Consider the following 14,475-nt stretch of genomic DNA (forward strand, 5'->3'; position numbering starts at 1 on the left):
TCAGTGCGACACCCTAGCGGGGTCGCGGGGTTAGGGGTGTCTCGCTATCTCCTTTTCTACCCCGGGTGGTATGCACCCCGGCCGGGGTGCCACACCGCTGATGCGCTTGCTGTGGGTTGCACTCCTTATTATATAGAGAGACTCCGAGGTAGATGGTACGCTCAGGTAACTGACCACAAGTGCTAGGATATGCACTTAGGAGACGTTTCGTGACTCGAGGAGACTTTCGGTTGGGAACTCTGGTGTATATTTGCAGACAACTAAGCAGTGGAGAGTGATAGAAAGAGACCTTTGCATAATACCCCATCTGCGGCGTCACATTCAAGATTCGGGCTTGGTCATGTGCGTAAGCACACTCCCTTCGCCCTCACTCTCAGTCCCTTGCATCTGGGGCATTCTGCAAAGTCCCTGCCGAAAAGGCACTGCTTTTTCGGCGAAAGACCATTTTGCAAAGGTCTTTGATGAGGAGTACTCGGCCTATGTAGGCTATCTGTGCCGGTGAGCACTTTTGACCTTATAATATAGGCCCTCCTGAGAGAATTATGATGCGGGTGAGTGAAAAGTGGTACCTTTACGAGAGTAATGGGACCCGACCTCTGGTGGGTCTGTGACTTAGATAAGTAAGATATGCCGGACAACCAATACCATAGTACGACCGACCCGCACTTCGATACCATCCGTCCCTTTACGGACGCTGAGGTGCATGATGCCATCGTGGAGCTGCTGAGGGATGAGGAGTTTCGCCACTTCGCCGATACCTTTGGCTTTGACCTCTCTCCGGAGAGTGAGACGCTGCTGAGCGAGCAGGTGAGGACGATATTTGACTTCAAGCGACTCTTCATCAGTGCCGGTCTCTCGGGACTGCTCGACAAGACCACCTTCTCCACCACCATCTCCGGCACGAGCAACCTCGACCGCGAGGGGCAGACGAAGTATCTCTTGGTCTCCAACCATCGAGACATCATCCTCGACTCTGCCATCCTCGATCAGCTCTTTATGCAGTCGGGTCTCTCCATGCCGCGGATGACGCTGGGGGATAACCTCCTGAAGCGTCCCTGGATACGGACGCTCGTAAAGCTCTGCGATGCCGTGGTGGTGAAGCGTGGGCTGCCGGTCCGGGAGACCCTGGTCGAGTCAAAGCGTCTCTCAGAGTATATCCGTACCGCTGTGGAGCAGGGGGAGGAGCATATCTGGCTGGCGCAGAGGGATGGTCGGGCGAAGGACTCCAACGATACCACCCAGCCCGGTCTGCTGAAGATGCTGACGCTGAGTGCCCCGAGGGGGACATCGATCGCCGAGTCGATCGAGAGCCTCCACTTAGTGCCGATGGCGATCTCCTACGAGTATGACCCTTGTGATGCTCTCAAGGCGGTGGAGCTGCTTGCCCGCCGGCGCAACCCGGACTACCAGAAGCAGCCGACCGAGGATCTCGTCAGTATGCGCACCGGCCTGAGTGGCAGGAAGGGGCGCGTCCATATCAAGGTGGCTGAGCCGCTGCATGACCTCGCCTCGCTCTACGAGCCGGAGGCAGGTAAGAATGAGCAGCTGGCTGCCATCGCCCGGGAGATAGACCGGCAGATCTTCCTTAACTACCGCTTTTACCCCTCCAACTACATCGCCTACGACATCGTCCGTGGTGGAGACCAATTTGACTCCATGTACAGCCGTAAGGAGCGCCTGCTCTTTGAGCTCTATGTGGAGGAGCAGATGGATGCAGCCAAGGTGGCGACCAAGGATCGGGAGGAGGTGGCACATATGATCTTTGATGCCTACGCCAATCCGCTGATCAATAACCTCATCACGCGCAAGATCATCCGCAGATAAGTTTTACCCAATAGAATAGAAGCAACACCAATGAGTTGGTTTGAGTGCAAAGTCACTTACGAAAAAGAGATCGCCGAGTCAGGCAAAGTCCAGAAGGTCCACGAGTACTACCTCGTCGATGCCCTCACCTTCACGGAGGCGGAGGAGCGTATGAGCGGAGAGATGGAGAACCGTGGCCCTTTCCGCCTCGACAGCGTCAAGAAGGTCAATTACTCGGAGACGTTCTTCAATAACGGTCAGCTCTTCTATAAGGCCAAAGTGGGATTCATCCAGCTGGACGAGAAGAATGGCGTGGAGAAGAAGAAGTACACCTATATGCTGGTGCAGGCGAATGACTTCAGGGACGCTCTCGAGGAGCTGGAGAAGCAGATGAAGACGACACTCGCCGACTGGACCGTCGCCTCGATCGCTGAGACCCAACTGGTGGACGCCTTCCGGTACGAGGCGCCGGAGGCTAAGCCTGCCGAAGCACAGTAAGAGAGAGCATCCCATGAGTACCATTGCCGATCGCATAGAGGCGCTGAGGAGAGAGCTGGGGGAGCAGGTCCGACTCGTTGCTGTATCGAAATTTCACCCCGTGGAGAAGCTCCGTGAGGCGTACGATGCGGGGCAGCGCATCTTTGGCGAAAACCGCGTGCAGGAGATGGTGGCGAAGCAGCCCGAGATGCCTGACGATGTGCAGTGGCACCTGATCGGGACACTTCAGCGAAATAAGGTCAAGTACATTGCCCCCTTTGTCGATACGATAGAGAGTGTCGACTCGGCCAAGCTCCTCAGGGAGATTGAGCGGCAGGCTGTGCTCCAGGAGCGCCCTGCTGAGCGTGGACCGATACGGTGTCTCCTCCAGATCCATATCTCGGGAGAGGAGACGAAGCACGGGATGGATGAGACAGAGCTACGTGAGCTCCTTGAGTCGGGTCTGATCCACGACTGCCCTCACGTGGAGGTGGTCGGGCTGATGGCGATGGCCTCGCTGACCGAGGACATGGAGCTGGTGGATCGGCAGTTTGCCCGCATGCATGAGCTCCTCGGTGAGGTGCGTGACCGGTACTTTGCTGATCGGTCCTCCTTCCGTGAGCTCTCCATCGGCATGTCCCAAGACTACAAGATCGCCCTTAAGCACGGAGCGACGTATGTGCGCATCGGCACGGCGATCTTTGGCCCTCGTGAGTACTGACTCACGTAGGGTAGCTTTAATTATGAATTAGTAAGATAGAACAATCATGAAGAAAACAACTACAATCCTCGCTTCCTCTGTCCTCGCCCTCAGCGTTTCGCTCAGTGGCTGTGGCTTCCTCCAGAATATGGACAAGACCGTCCTCGGTGCCGGTACAGGTACTGCCGCAGGTGCCGCCATCGGTGCAGGCATCGGTAATACGGCAGGTAATGCCGGAGCAGGCGCCCTCATAGGTGGCATCATCGGTGGTGTTGCCGGTGGCTTCATCGGCAACCACATGGAGAAGCAGGCTAAGGAGCTCGAGCAGGCTGTCCCCGAGGCTGAGGTGGAGCGTGTCAATAATGGTGAGGCAATCCGTGTCACCTTTGACAGCGGCATCCTCTTCGGCTTTGACAACACTGCACTCAGCCCCCAGTCGCGTGAGGCTCTCACCCGCTTTGCTGCTAATATGAATGCCAACCCCCAGACCAACATCCGCATCGTAGGTCATACCGACAGCACTGGTAAGCATGCCTACAATGTCGGTCTCTCCAAGCGTCGCGCTGAGAGTGTGGTGAACTTCCTCCGCGAGCATCAGGTCTCCAGCACCCGTATGACCCTCGATGGTGTAGGTCCCGACCAGCCCATCGCTGACAATGGTACCCCGGAGGGTCGTGCCAAGAACCGTCGCGTAGAGGTCTTCATCCTGCCGAGCCAGGAGATGATCAACGAGGCTAAGGCTGAGGCTGCCAAGCAGAAGTAAGTCGGTCACTCATCCGGACGAACCTCTTCGTAGGAGGCTCGCCTGAGCATAAAAGAAGGGAGAGCAGATCCTCGTGGGTCTGCTCTCCCTTTTTAGGTGAATTGTGGAGAACTGGATCACTCCTTTTGGTTGACAGTGAAGGAGGGTCCCCATACTATGCTCCAAGCGAAAAAGTAGATGGATCGTGGCTGCCCTGTCTTATTCTCCTCAGCGGTCACGGTAATTATGCGGGTGTCCTTGGAGATACAGAAGGTGATCCAGTCATAGTGGATGACCTTGTCGCCGTCCTTCGTGGTGGTGATCTCCATCTCGTCCTTCGTCAGCTCCTTTTCCCTGACCTTATTAAAGGTGGTGGCTGATGGATCTTTCTCGTAGACAACAAGAGTGTGGAAAAACCACGGATTCTTCCTTAGAAACACCGTGTTTACTTTTGTTCCTCCGATCCGGTCAAACTCGATAACCTTCTGCTTAATCACGGGCGTCTGGCTGGTGTCGTCGCATCCGCAGACCAGGAAGAGTAGAAAGCAGACCGAGAATGCCCACAAGTAATGATGTTTCATATTTTATTCTCTTGATTTGGCCACAGGATCAGATAAGCAGTTTTGGATCAATAGTCCATATCGCCATTATTACCTGTGTATATTATATCTCAATATCATAGACGTACAGACAGTAGCCACCCCCTGCCGTGCACGAGATTATGCGAAGTTACGTCATTTGCTGTGCAACTGCAATTTTGCACAGGTGGCAGTAGCCTCTCTCATAAAAAAGGAGAGCAGATCCTCAGTGGGTCTGCTCTCCCTCATTAAGTGGTGTGTCTGCTCCGATCAGAACATCTGGAGCTGGTAGATGAGGCCGCAGAGTAGCTTATTGCTGGAGGCGTTGGTGTCGTCTATGTTATTCTTGAAGGCGCTATGGAAAGAGGATAAGAGGGGATTTCTTGCTACCTTTGCGTGACCGCAAGCGGTCCTCTGACTGTGAAGAAATTAGACCTCTACGTCCTCCGGACTTTCATCCCCTTGCACCTCGGGAGCACTGCCGTCGCATGGTTTATCCTTGTGATGCAGCTCCTCTGGCGCTTTGTCGGGGATATCGTCGGCAAGGGGGTGGACACCTGGGTCCTCCTCAAGCTGATGTTCTACTCCGCAATGACGGTGGCGCCGATGGCTCTGGTACTGGGGGTGCTGCTGGCCGGGCTGATGACCTTTGGCAACCTCAGTGAGCGGATGGAGCTGCTGTCGATGAAGACTGCGGGCATCCCCTTCACAAGGATTATGCGGCCTCTCCTCGGCCTCTCCATTCTGCTGGCGGGAGGGCTCTATTGGTTTCAAAACGACTGGATGATCACCAGTCAGGTACGCTTCTGGCAGTACTACTTCTCGATCAAGAATAAGTCGCCCGAGCTGGCGATACCGGAGGGGAGCTTTACACAGGACATCCCCGGCTACTCCATATACATCACGCGTAAGGACCCGAAGACGAAGACGCTCTACGACCTGATGATCTACGATCACTCCGAGGGACCGCAAAATGCCACGATAGTCCTCGCCGACAGTGGCTACCTCTACTCGGTCAACGATGGTCAGGAGATGGTGCTGGAGGCGTACCATGGTGAGTCCTTCCGCAATCTCCGACCCTCACAGTCAAGCTCCTATGGGGGAAATGTCCAGCGCCCGTTCCTGAGGGAGCAATTCTCCTCCAAGGAGGTGATCATGCACTTTGATGACAGTCTCTATATGGTCGATGAAGGGGCGCTGAGCAGCCAGTTTGTCGGCAAGAACGCCCGCCAGCTACGCGCTTATGTCGACTCTCTCACCATCGTGCGCGACTCAATGGCTCAGGTGAATAGGGAGCTGATCCGAGCAACCGCTGCTCGGCCGGTGATCCAGGACGATGCCCCCTCTCTCTCCCGCTCCGCTCGCGAAACCCTCCTTGAGGATATGGCACCGGCTGCCGGTGTCGCTCCCGGGGCGGCCGTCGGTGGGGCTGTGGGGCATGCGGTGGCGAAAAAGAGTGCAAAGGAGACTGAGACTCCGGCGCCTACTCATCGAGATCTCGACGCAGACCTGCGGGCTCTCGGGTACTCTCAGCTGCAGACGATATACAATGCGGCCTCACAGAAGCTCAATGCCGACGTCAGCTCCTACTACTTCAATAATATGGACCAGGAGGAGACGGAGAGCCTGATCCGGAAAAACGACTTCGAGTTTTGGCGAAAGTATACCTACCCGGTCGCTGTGATCGTCTTTTTCCTCATCGGGGCGCCCCTGGGTGCGCTGATCCGGAAGGGCGGTATCGGAGTCCCCTTCATTGTGGCGATCTTTTGCTTCATCGTCTTCTACATTCTTGAGACGACCGGAGTGAAGATGGTCAATGAGAGTCGCTGGATCCTATGGAGTGGCATCTGGCTGCCCAATATGGTTCTCTTACCCGCCGGTCTCCTGCTCACCTACCTCGCCACGCAGGATAGTATGCGCTTCAATGTCGACATCTTGGTCAATTCGTTTCACCACTTTATGGGCATCGAGCCGGTTCGCAAGGTGGGCGCTGTTGTGGCTGAGGGTGTCCCCGACTACGCACTTGCCACACGGGATATTGACAGGGCGGATGAGCTGGCAGACCGCTTCATCCACCAGTCCTCGGCTGGGTACTTCGGCTTCTTCACCCGCCCCACGCAGCAGCATCTGCAGAGTGAGCTCGCTACAGCGCTTGATGAGATCGTTGACAATCTCGGCCGCGGGGAGGATATCCTCCTCGTGCATCGCCTCAGCGGCTACCCCGACCTGCAGGAGCTCGCTCTCGTGCGTAAGCCACGGGAGCGATGGCTGCGGATCGCACTGATGATCCTCTTCCCCATCGGGCTCCTCGTGTACGCTTACTACCAGATTAGATACATAGCCTTCCGGCGTGAGTGCAAGCACGTGCGGGACAATAATAATAAGGTGCGTGGTGAGATAGCCCGCATCACCGAACATCGCAAATCACATTAGTTAATAGATATGGACGAAAAGATCAAGCTCAATACCATCGACGAGGCGCTGGAGGACCTGCGCCAGGGTAAGCTCATCATCGTCGTCGATGATGAGGACCGGGAGAATGAGGGAGACCTCATCGGCGCCGCCGAGATGATGACCCCGGAGATCATCAATTTCATGATGCGCTACGGTCGTGGCGTGCTCTGCACCCCAATGACTGCTCAGCGCTGCGGTGAGCTGGAGTTGCCGATGCAGGTGGTGGACAACTCGTCCCCTCTCGGAACCCCCTTCACCGTCACCGTGGACCTTCTCGGTCATGGGGTCACCACAGGTGTCTCCATGTCGGACCGCGCCGCTACGATCCGCGCCCTCGCTGATCCCTCGCTCCGCCCCGATGACCTCGCCCGTCCCGGTCACGTCAATCCCCTCCGCGCACGCAATGAGGGTGTCCTCATCCGCGCCGGCCATACTGAGGCTACGGTAGATCTCTGCCGTCTCGCCGGACTTCGTCCCGTGGGATGTCTCATCGAGATTGTCAATGAAGACGGCACCATGGCTCGTCTCCCCCAGCTCCTCGTTTTTGCGAAGGAGCACGGGCTCAAGATCATCACTATCGCTGACCTGATCAAGTATCGGATGAATAGCGAGAGCCTCGTGGAGGAGGGTGTGGAGGCAAAGCTACCGACGAAGTATGGCGACTTCCGCGTCATCCCCTTCCGTCAGATCAGCAACGGACTGGAGCACGTCGCACTCGTCAAGGGGGAAGTCTCGGATGGTGCACCGGTACTGGTCCGCGTCCACAGTAGCTGCGCCACAGGGGACATCTTCGGCTCCCTCCGCTGCGAGTGTGGCGAGCAGCTGCACAAGGCTATGGAGCTGGTGGAGAAGGAGGGACGCGGTGCCATCGTCTACCTCAATCAAGAGGGTCGTGGCATCGGACTGATGGATAAGATCCACGCCTACAAACTCCAGGAGGAGGGGATGGACACCGTCGAGGCCAATGTCCACCTCGGTCATCGACCCGATGAGCGGGACTATGGTGTCGGCGCTGAGATACTCAAGAAGCTCGGCATCCGTAAGATGCGCCTCCTCACCAATAACCCCATCAAGCGGGTCGGTCTTGAGAGCTACGGCCTCGAGGTGGTGGAGCACGTCCCGATCGAGATTACGCCCAATAAGTACAACGAGCGCTACCTCCGTACCAAGAAAGAGAAGATGGGACAGGACCTCCACGAGGTCTAAGCCTCCACACTGAGGTCCTTTAAGGATAAGAGAGCCCCGAGTCGAATCACTTCGCTCGGGGCTCATTGTTATGTATAACGTGCAGTCTAACATCTAACTGCCTGTTGTTAGTCAAAAAAGAAACGAGTCAACTACCGTACAAGTGTACGAAGCGACCCGAGATCTTTCAAGAGAAAACTGTCTCCCGACAACTCAACTCTTACCTTAACCTTTAATCTAATACTATTATGAAAAAACCACGGTGCAAAGGTAGGGACTTTATCTCATATATGCAAGTGACATGCTTAAATTCTTATCCATTTGCCCTCACGTACCTCCACAGATGTTGCTCTCAGACACGCTTTGGGGCATCCCTCATACCTGTAAACAAAAAGAAACGAGTCGCCTCCAGAATGAGGTGACTCGTGACCTTTCAAGAAAAAGCTGTCTCACGACAGCTCTGTTCTTACCTTAACCTTTAATCTAATACTATTATGAAAAAACCACGATGCAAAGGTAGGGACTTTATCCGAACTATGCAAGCCTTTGTCCACTCAAGATGTCAATTTACCCCATATTTGACAATTATTTATGTTTGTGAACCACGGTCTAACGCTCTTTTGTCCTTTGGTGCATGCTCTTAACCATACCCTTCAATGCCCTCGCAGTGAATAGTTAAGCCTGTCTGTCGCTTTATCGGATTGTTTTTACTACCTTTGCGCAGTTAGTCCGTAGTCTATATATAAGAAGCTAACTCATGAGTAAGCAAAGCAATCCCCAAGACCTCAATAAGGAGGCAACCTCAGCCGAGACCGGAAGTAAGGCAGAGGATTATATGAAGAAGAATAGGCGGACGCTTATCATCTGCCTTGTTGCTGCCATCGTAGTGATCGGTGGCATCATCCTCTATCGTAACGCTTATATGATGCCGCATCGGGCAAAGGCGGAGGAGCAGATCTTCCGTGCCGAGCAGCTCTTCGAGAGAGACTCGTTTGAGACCGCTCTCAAGGGAAATGGCGCCGATGTGAAGGGTTTCCTTGACATTATCAGCGACTACGGCAATACGCCCTCCGGCAACGTGGCTCACGCCTACGCCGGTGTCTGCTACTACCAGCTGGGCGATTACGAGAGCGCTATCAAGCAGCTGGATAAGTTTAGCTCCAAGGACATGATGCTCCAGCCGAGCGTCATCGGTCTGATCGGTGACTGCTACGTCGAGGGCGACCAGTACGATAAGGCGGTCGGCTACTTCGAGGACGCTGCCAAGAAGGCTGACAATATGCTCCTCTCACCGATCTACCTCATCAAGGCAGGTCTTGCTTATGAGGCTCTCGGTAAGACTGATAAGGCTAAGGAGGCATACACAAAGGTCAAGGAGAGCTACCCGACATCTCCCTCCGCTGCCAATGCTGAGAAGTACCTCCAGACGCTGATTCTGCAGGGCAAGTAAAGCTCCCCTGACAGTATACCAAAAAAAGCCCCCTTGCGACTCAGGTCGTAAGGGGGCTTCTTTTTTTGCTATCTTTTCTCCTGAGGGACCTTTGCATAATACCCCATCTGCGGCGTCACATACGAGATTCGGGCTTGGTCATGTGCGTAAGCACACTCCCTTCGCCCTCACTCTCAGATCCTTGCATCTGGGGCATTCTGCATAGTCCCTGCCGAAAAAGCGGTGCTTTTTCAGCGAAAGACCATTTTGCAAAGGTCTTCCTGAGGGAGTAGCGGGAAGTCCTTGCTCGGCCGGTGCGACCGGTCAATCAGCTCGCCCAGCTGCCGGACCACCTCAGGGTAGTCTGTGGAGACATCCCGAAGCTCGCCCGGGTCAGCGGAGAGATTGAAGAGCTCCTCGTACGTCTGCGAGGCATCCCTGACCTGCTGACGGATCAGCTTCCACTGACCCATGCGGACCGCCTGTCGTCCCCCCTCCTCGTGAAACTCCCAGTAGAGGTATGGGTGCTCCGCCTGCTCGCCCCTACCGATGAGGGTGGGGGCAAAGGAGATCCCGTCGGACTGCTCCTGAGGTGCTGCCCCGCTCAGCTCTCGGAGAGTCGGCATCACGTCCCAGAAGGCAAGCGTATGATAGGAGGTGCTCCCCGGCTTGATCACTCCCGGCCATACTGCGATGAAGGGGACCCGCACCCCTCCCTCGTAGAGGGCGCGCTTAAGTCCGCGGTAGGGACCATTGCCGTCAAAGAAGTAGGGATCGTGACCGCCCTCCTCGTGCGGCCCATTGTCGGAGGTGAAGATGAATAACGTCTCCTCGGCCAGTCCCTCCTCCCGTAGCACATCGATCATCCTGCTGACGTCCCGGTCGATGCGCCGGATCATCCCGGCATAGGTTGCCTTGGGCTGCGCCTCAGCGCGGTACCAATTTCCCTCAAAGGGTCGCTCACAAAACGCTCCTTCAAAGGGCTTCCGATCCTCCTCCTCAGCATCCAGGTCGGCATGTGGCAGGGCGGGGGTGAAGTAGAGGAAAAAAGGTCGCTCCCGGCGCTTCCGATCTCTCAGGAAGTCGATCGCATGGTTCATCAGCAGATCCTGAGCGTAGGTCTTCCCGTCCAGAGGGATCAGCGTCTCACCCTCGTGGAGAAACTCCGGTCTGTGACGATGGGCATTCAGCTGCCCCAGGTAGCCAAAGAAGTAGTCAAAGCCCTGCCTCGTCGGAGCACCCTCCGTGCCGGGACCGCCGAGACCCCACTTCCCGATGCAGGCGGTGTCGTAGCCGGCGTCTCTCAGCATCTCGGCGATAGTCACCTCATCATCGGCGAGCGGGTGGTCGTAGGTGTGGCCATCGGGATTGGCGGTATCCTTATTGCCACGGATAAAGGCATGACCGGTATGGCGGCCGGTGAGGAGCGACCCCCGTGAGGGTGCGCTGACGGAGCAGCCGGCATAGGCCTGAGTAAAAGTCATCCCCGCCTGAGCGAGGCTGTCCAGTGCGGGCGTCGGGATGTATCGCTGTCCGTAGGTGCCGAGGTCACCGATGCCCATATCATCGACCATGAAGAAGATGATATTGGGTCGCGACTGAGCCAATCCCGTCAGGGACAGCGCCCCCATGGCCACTCTCGTGGCGATTCGTCCTCGTGTAGTCATACGTCCCTGCTTTACTCTAAGTGGCGAGGCAGCTCGGCAATGGTGCCTGGCATACGGTAGTCCCAGATCTGCTTGGGATCCTCAGGGTGATTGATCTGCTCCTCCTCCGGTGGCACCTCCGATCCGTAGCCGGTCAGCGTCCACCAGTCCTGCATGGGGAGTACGAGCAGTACCGAGGGGGCGAGCCGCCTCAGTGCTCGTATCAGCCCTGCCGCCGAGGGATCATCGGCGCAGCCATAGGTGCGAGCGATGTCCCACCTCATAGAGTGGTCAAGCGAGCGCCACCAGTCGCGGAGCGTGCTGGTGTCGTGGGTCGATGTGGAGCCGACGCTGAGGTAGGGGATATCATTGGGGTGGGCATAGGCGCACCAGGACTTCTTCGCCATACGCACCACCTCGAGAGAGAGCAGCTCAAAAGTGTCCATCACCTCCCGCATACTTCCCGGGAGACTCCCCAGGTCCTCAGCGCAGAGGAGCATACGGGTGTCTGAGGTGGCGCCGAGGAGACGCTTGATGGCGGTTCGGCGCCAGAGCTCCTCATTGCGGTGGTGGTGGTACTCCTCCCGTAGGTAGAGGATCAGCTGTTTCGCTTCAGCACTCAGGGGGCCAAAGTCCGGGTATAGCTCTGGTGAGGGTGACGGGTGGTACAGCCCCTTCTCGTCCCTTGCACAGAGCCCCTCCACCCCTCGCACCTCATCGGGTCGGTAGCCGAGCGCCGGCACGTAGTGCGCCTGACGCTGGTCGGAGCTACTCTCAGGTATGCTCCATATGCGGAAGAAGCCGAGTATGTGGTCAATCCGTATCGCATCGAGGTGACGCTCCATCACGGCAAAGCGGTGGCGCCACCAGCGGAAGCCCTCCGCTGCCATCGCCTCCCAGTCATAGGTGGGGAAGCCCCAGTCCTGCCCATTGGCGGAGAAGAAGTCGGGCGGTGCACCTGCCTCCTTATCCAGGTGGAAGAGGTGTGGCGCCATCCATACATCAACGCTATTTCGTCCCACACCGATCGGCAGATCCCCCTTGATCAGGACGTGGTGCCGGTGGGCGACCTCCGTCAGCCTGCTCAGTTGGTCATAGAGGAAGTATTGGATGAAGGCGTACCGAAGCACCTCACGCTCCGCCTGAGCCCCCTCGATCGTCTTCGATAGGAGGTACTCCTCCCGCACTGAGGTGTAGGTCGCATAATCCGTGACCGGCGTCCCCGGCTGACGATCCCTGAGGACGCAGAAGAGGCAGTAGGCGAGCAGGTCCTCCCCCTCCCGGGACATAAACGCCCGCACCGCCTCCATCGTCGGGTCATTGGCCCGATCGTAGCAGTAGTCGACCACCTCGCGCTTAAGCTGTCGCACAGCGAGGTAGTCTACGCGTGGCAGAGCATTGAGCGCAGTGGCTCGCTCCTCCCAGCGGTGCCTGAGCGGTGCCTCGTCATATCCGGGCAGTCGCCGCACGTCAAGGTAGAGCGGGTCCAGCCCGTAAGTGGTGATGGCGTTATAAGGATAGGAGTCGAGCGGGGTGCGGGTAAAAGTGGTGTCGTAGAAGGGGAGCATCTGGTAGAGGTGCTGCCCCAGCTCTGCGAGGTAGACGACAAAGTCCACCGCATCGCCGAAGTCACCGATGCCGTAGGAGCGCTCGGTGCGCAGGGCGAAGAGTGGAGCCACTGTCCCCTCGATGCTCTTCCGCTCCCACGTGGGCTGAAGCACCGGCTCATCGACAAAGGTGAGCGTGAGGGAGCGCCTCTCCTCCGGTCGGTACACTCTATTGGGCCCCTCCTCCCAGAGGATCGACCCGTCCCGCCTGCGGAGCACCACCTTGTACTCCATCGCCGGCAGTCCCTCCATGGAGAGAGTGTAGCAGTGACGACAAGCCCGGAGTGGGATGCCGTGCATCGGGTCCCACGCCCCCGCCTCTGTCGCAGAGCCGACGAGGAAGAGCTCACCATCGTAGATCTCCTGCCTCAGGAAGGCGATCACCTCGCCGCGTCGGCAGTCGAGGGCAGCCAAGGGCTCCCTTGTCCTATCTGTCAGCCCGAGCAGCCCACAGAGGGGCGGGCTCATCAGCCGATGTGCGGGGGAGGGGGCGATCCACCGATCACGGATCACCACATTGAGTGGCTTCGTCTCCGGCTCCGTCGATCTCAGTCGGAGGGTATGGAGCATCGGGGCCTCCAGCGCGATGATCTCTCCCTGCTCCACCACTCTGTAGCTGTAGAGCAGCTCCTTATAGCTGCGGATGGAGAGCGGCAGGTCGAGGGTCCAGAGCCCTGCAGTGCGCTCCTCCATAGGGCGCTCCTCACCGTCCATCAGGCAGACTATGGTCTGCCCCTCGTGGGCGGTCTGGTAGGGTAGGACGAGGGTCAGCAGGATGCGCTGCTCGGTCACATTATCTTTTTTCTTCATCTACTCCGTCTCGTAGGTGGTTAGGTCGGTGATGCCGGCCTCACGGAAGGCCTCGCGTCGCTCCTCACAGGTACCGCACTTGCCGCAGTGCTTCTCCCCTCCTTTATAGCAGGAGTAGGTGTCTCCGTAGTCCACCCCCAGCTCTGCACCACGACGGACGATGTCAGCCTTGGTGATCAGCGTGTAGGGTGCATCGATGGTGACGCCATTGAAGGTCCCGGCACGCATGGCCCCACTCATCTCTCGGATAAAGTCGGGCCTGCAGTCGGGGTAGATCGTATGGTCACCGGAGTGGTTGGCAAGCATCACCCGGTCCAGCCCCCGGCTCTCAGCCAGCCCGCAGGCGACGGAGAGCATGATCCCATTGCGGAAGGGGACGACCGTGGACTTCATATTCTCCTCATCGTAGGAGCCCTCCGGGATCGCCTCAGCTCCCTCGATGAGGGAGGAGTGGAAGTACTCCTTGATGAAGTGGAGCGGGATCACTAAGTGCTCGATGCCGAGAGCAGCACAGTGACGTCTTGCGCAGGCGATCTCCCGAGCATTGTGATTGCTGCCGTAGTCAAAGGTTACGGCCAGGGCGATCTCATCCTGCTTATCGTGCAGTAGCGTGACGCTGTCGAGACCACCGGAGAGGACGATGATGGCATCTTTTCTATTATTCTTCTTCATGGCTCAAATGTACGACTTTTTAGGCTCAAGGGAGGTCCCTCTGTCGTGTAGTCCGGAGACATCCTCATCGTGGGGATGGATCAAAATTTCCCCCTCACCTTCGGGGCAATTCTAATACCGATATTAGAGTAATCTAATACCGGTAAAAGAAATCACTAATATCGGTATTAGGACTCTCTAATATCGGTATTAGTGAGGGGCGAGACAGGGCTGACGCATTTGAGCTCTACATAAGTCACTCGACTCATTGTGAAGAGTGGTGAACGATGCACCCCTGTCGGGGTGCAGGCACCAGCCGAGTGCCTATCTTGTCGGGCAAGTCGGGCAAGTCGTACGCTCTGCACAAACTTACCGGCTTTCACAGCATGCCGG

Annotated in this window: 11 protein-coding genes; 7 read left to right on the forward strand and 4 right to left on the reverse strand. The window is 57.0% G+C overall.

Annotated features, from left to right (window positions below; all coding sequences use genetic code 11):
* The first annotated feature begins 627 nt into the window (after positions 1-627).
* From HMPREF2890_RS06390 to HMPREF2890_RS06405, 4 genes are read left to right on the forward strand one after another with little or no spacing between them, the layout of a single operon-like run.
* Entirely contained in the window at positions 628-1,824 is a 1,197-nt protein-coding gene (locus tag HMPREF2890_RS06390) for a 1-acyl-sn-glycerol-3-phosphate acyltransferase (RefSeq protein ID WP_070466748.1), read from the forward strand.
* A gap of 30 nt (positions 1,825-1,854) precedes the next feature.
* Positions 1,855-2,301 carry a DUF4494 domain-containing protein gene (locus HMPREF2890_RS06395; RefSeq protein ID WP_070466751.1) on the forward strand — a complete coding sequence of 149 codons (447 nt, stop codon included), beginning with the start codon at positions 1,855-1,857 and terminating at the stop codon, positions 2,299-2,301.
* Between the two features lie 13 nt (positions 2,302-2,314).
* On the forward strand, positions 2,315-3,001 hold the full coding sequence (locus HMPREF2890_RS06400) for a YggS family pyridoxal phosphate-dependent enzyme (protein ID WP_070466753.1): 687 nt from the start codon (positions 2,315-2,317) through the stop codon (positions 2,999-3,001).
* Positions 3,002-3,047: 46 nt separating this feature from the next.
* A complete protein-coding gene (locus tag HMPREF2890_RS06405; protein ID WP_070466756.1) occupies positions 3,048-3,743 on the forward strand; it encodes a YiaD family glycine zipper/OmpA-like lipoprotein in 696 nt (231 codons plus the stop codon).
* A 116-nt stretch (positions 3,744-3,859) separates the two neighbouring features.
* On the opposite strand, the gene HMPREF2890_RS06410 is transcribed toward HMPREF2890_RS06405, so the two are convergent.
* Positions 3,860-4,303 (reverse strand): hypothetical protein, encoded by a 444-nt coding sequence (locus HMPREF2890_RS06410; RefSeq protein WP_148130704.1) that lies wholly within the window; start codon positions 4,301-4,303, stop codon positions 3,860-3,862.
* 417 nt (positions 4,304-4,720) lie between these two features.
* On the opposite strand from HMPREF2890_RS06410, the gene HMPREF2890_RS06415 reads away from it, so the two are divergent.
* The 3 genes from HMPREF2890_RS06415 (at position 4,721) to HMPREF2890_RS06425 (ending at position 9,389) form a co-directional block, all read left to right on the forward strand.
* The gene (locus tag HMPREF2890_RS06415) at positions 4,721-6,733 is read left to right on the forward strand and encodes an LptF/LptG family permease (RefSeq protein WP_168160428.1); all 2,013 of its coding nucleotides are present in this window, start codon (positions 4,721-4,723) and stop codon (positions 6,731-6,733) included.
* 9 nt (positions 6,734-6,742) lie between these two features.
* Positions 6,743-7,960 (forward strand): bifunctional 3,4-dihydroxy-2-butanone-4-phosphate synthase/GTP cyclohydrolase II, encoded by a 1,218-nt coding sequence (locus HMPREF2890_RS06420; protein ID WP_070466762.1) that lies wholly within the window; start codon positions 6,743-6,745, stop codon positions 7,958-7,960.
* 736 nt (positions 7,961-8,696) lie between these two features.
* Positions 8,697-9,389, forward strand: coding sequence for a tetratricopeptide repeat protein (locus HMPREF2890_RS06425; protein ID WP_070466764.1), 693 nt, complete (start codon positions 8,697-8,699; stop codon positions 9,387-9,389).
* A gap of 230 nt (positions 9,390-9,619) precedes the next feature.
* On the opposite strand, the gene HMPREF2890_RS06430 is transcribed toward HMPREF2890_RS06425, so the two are convergent.
* Genes HMPREF2890_RS06430 through queC form a run of 3 tightly spaced genes read right to left on the reverse strand, consistent with a single transcriptional unit; the run spans position 9,620 to position 14,103 of the window.
* A complete protein-coding gene (locus HMPREF2890_RS06430; RefSeq protein WP_070466766.1) occupies positions 9,620-11,035 on the reverse strand; it encodes an arylsulfatase in 1,416 nt (471 codons plus the stop codon).
* 11 nt (positions 11,036-11,046) lie between these two features.
* A complete protein-coding gene (locus HMPREF2890_RS06435) occupies positions 11,047-13,431 on the reverse strand; it encodes a 4-alpha-glucanotransferase (RefSeq protein WP_070466768.1) in 2,385 nt (794 codons plus the stop codon).
* On the reverse strand, positions 13,432-14,103 hold the full coding sequence (gene queC, locus HMPREF2890_RS06440) for a 7-cyano-7-deazaguanine synthase QueC (protein ID WP_070466770.1): 672 nt from the start codon (positions 14,101-14,103) through the stop codon (positions 13,432-13,434).
* Positions 14,104-14,475 lie beyond the last annotated feature (372 nt).

Source organism: Porphyromonas sp. HMSC065F10 (assembly GCF_001808555.1).
Classification (GTDB): domain Bacteria; phylum Bacteroidota; class Bacteroidia; order Bacteroidales; family Porphyromonadaceae; genus Porphyromonas_A.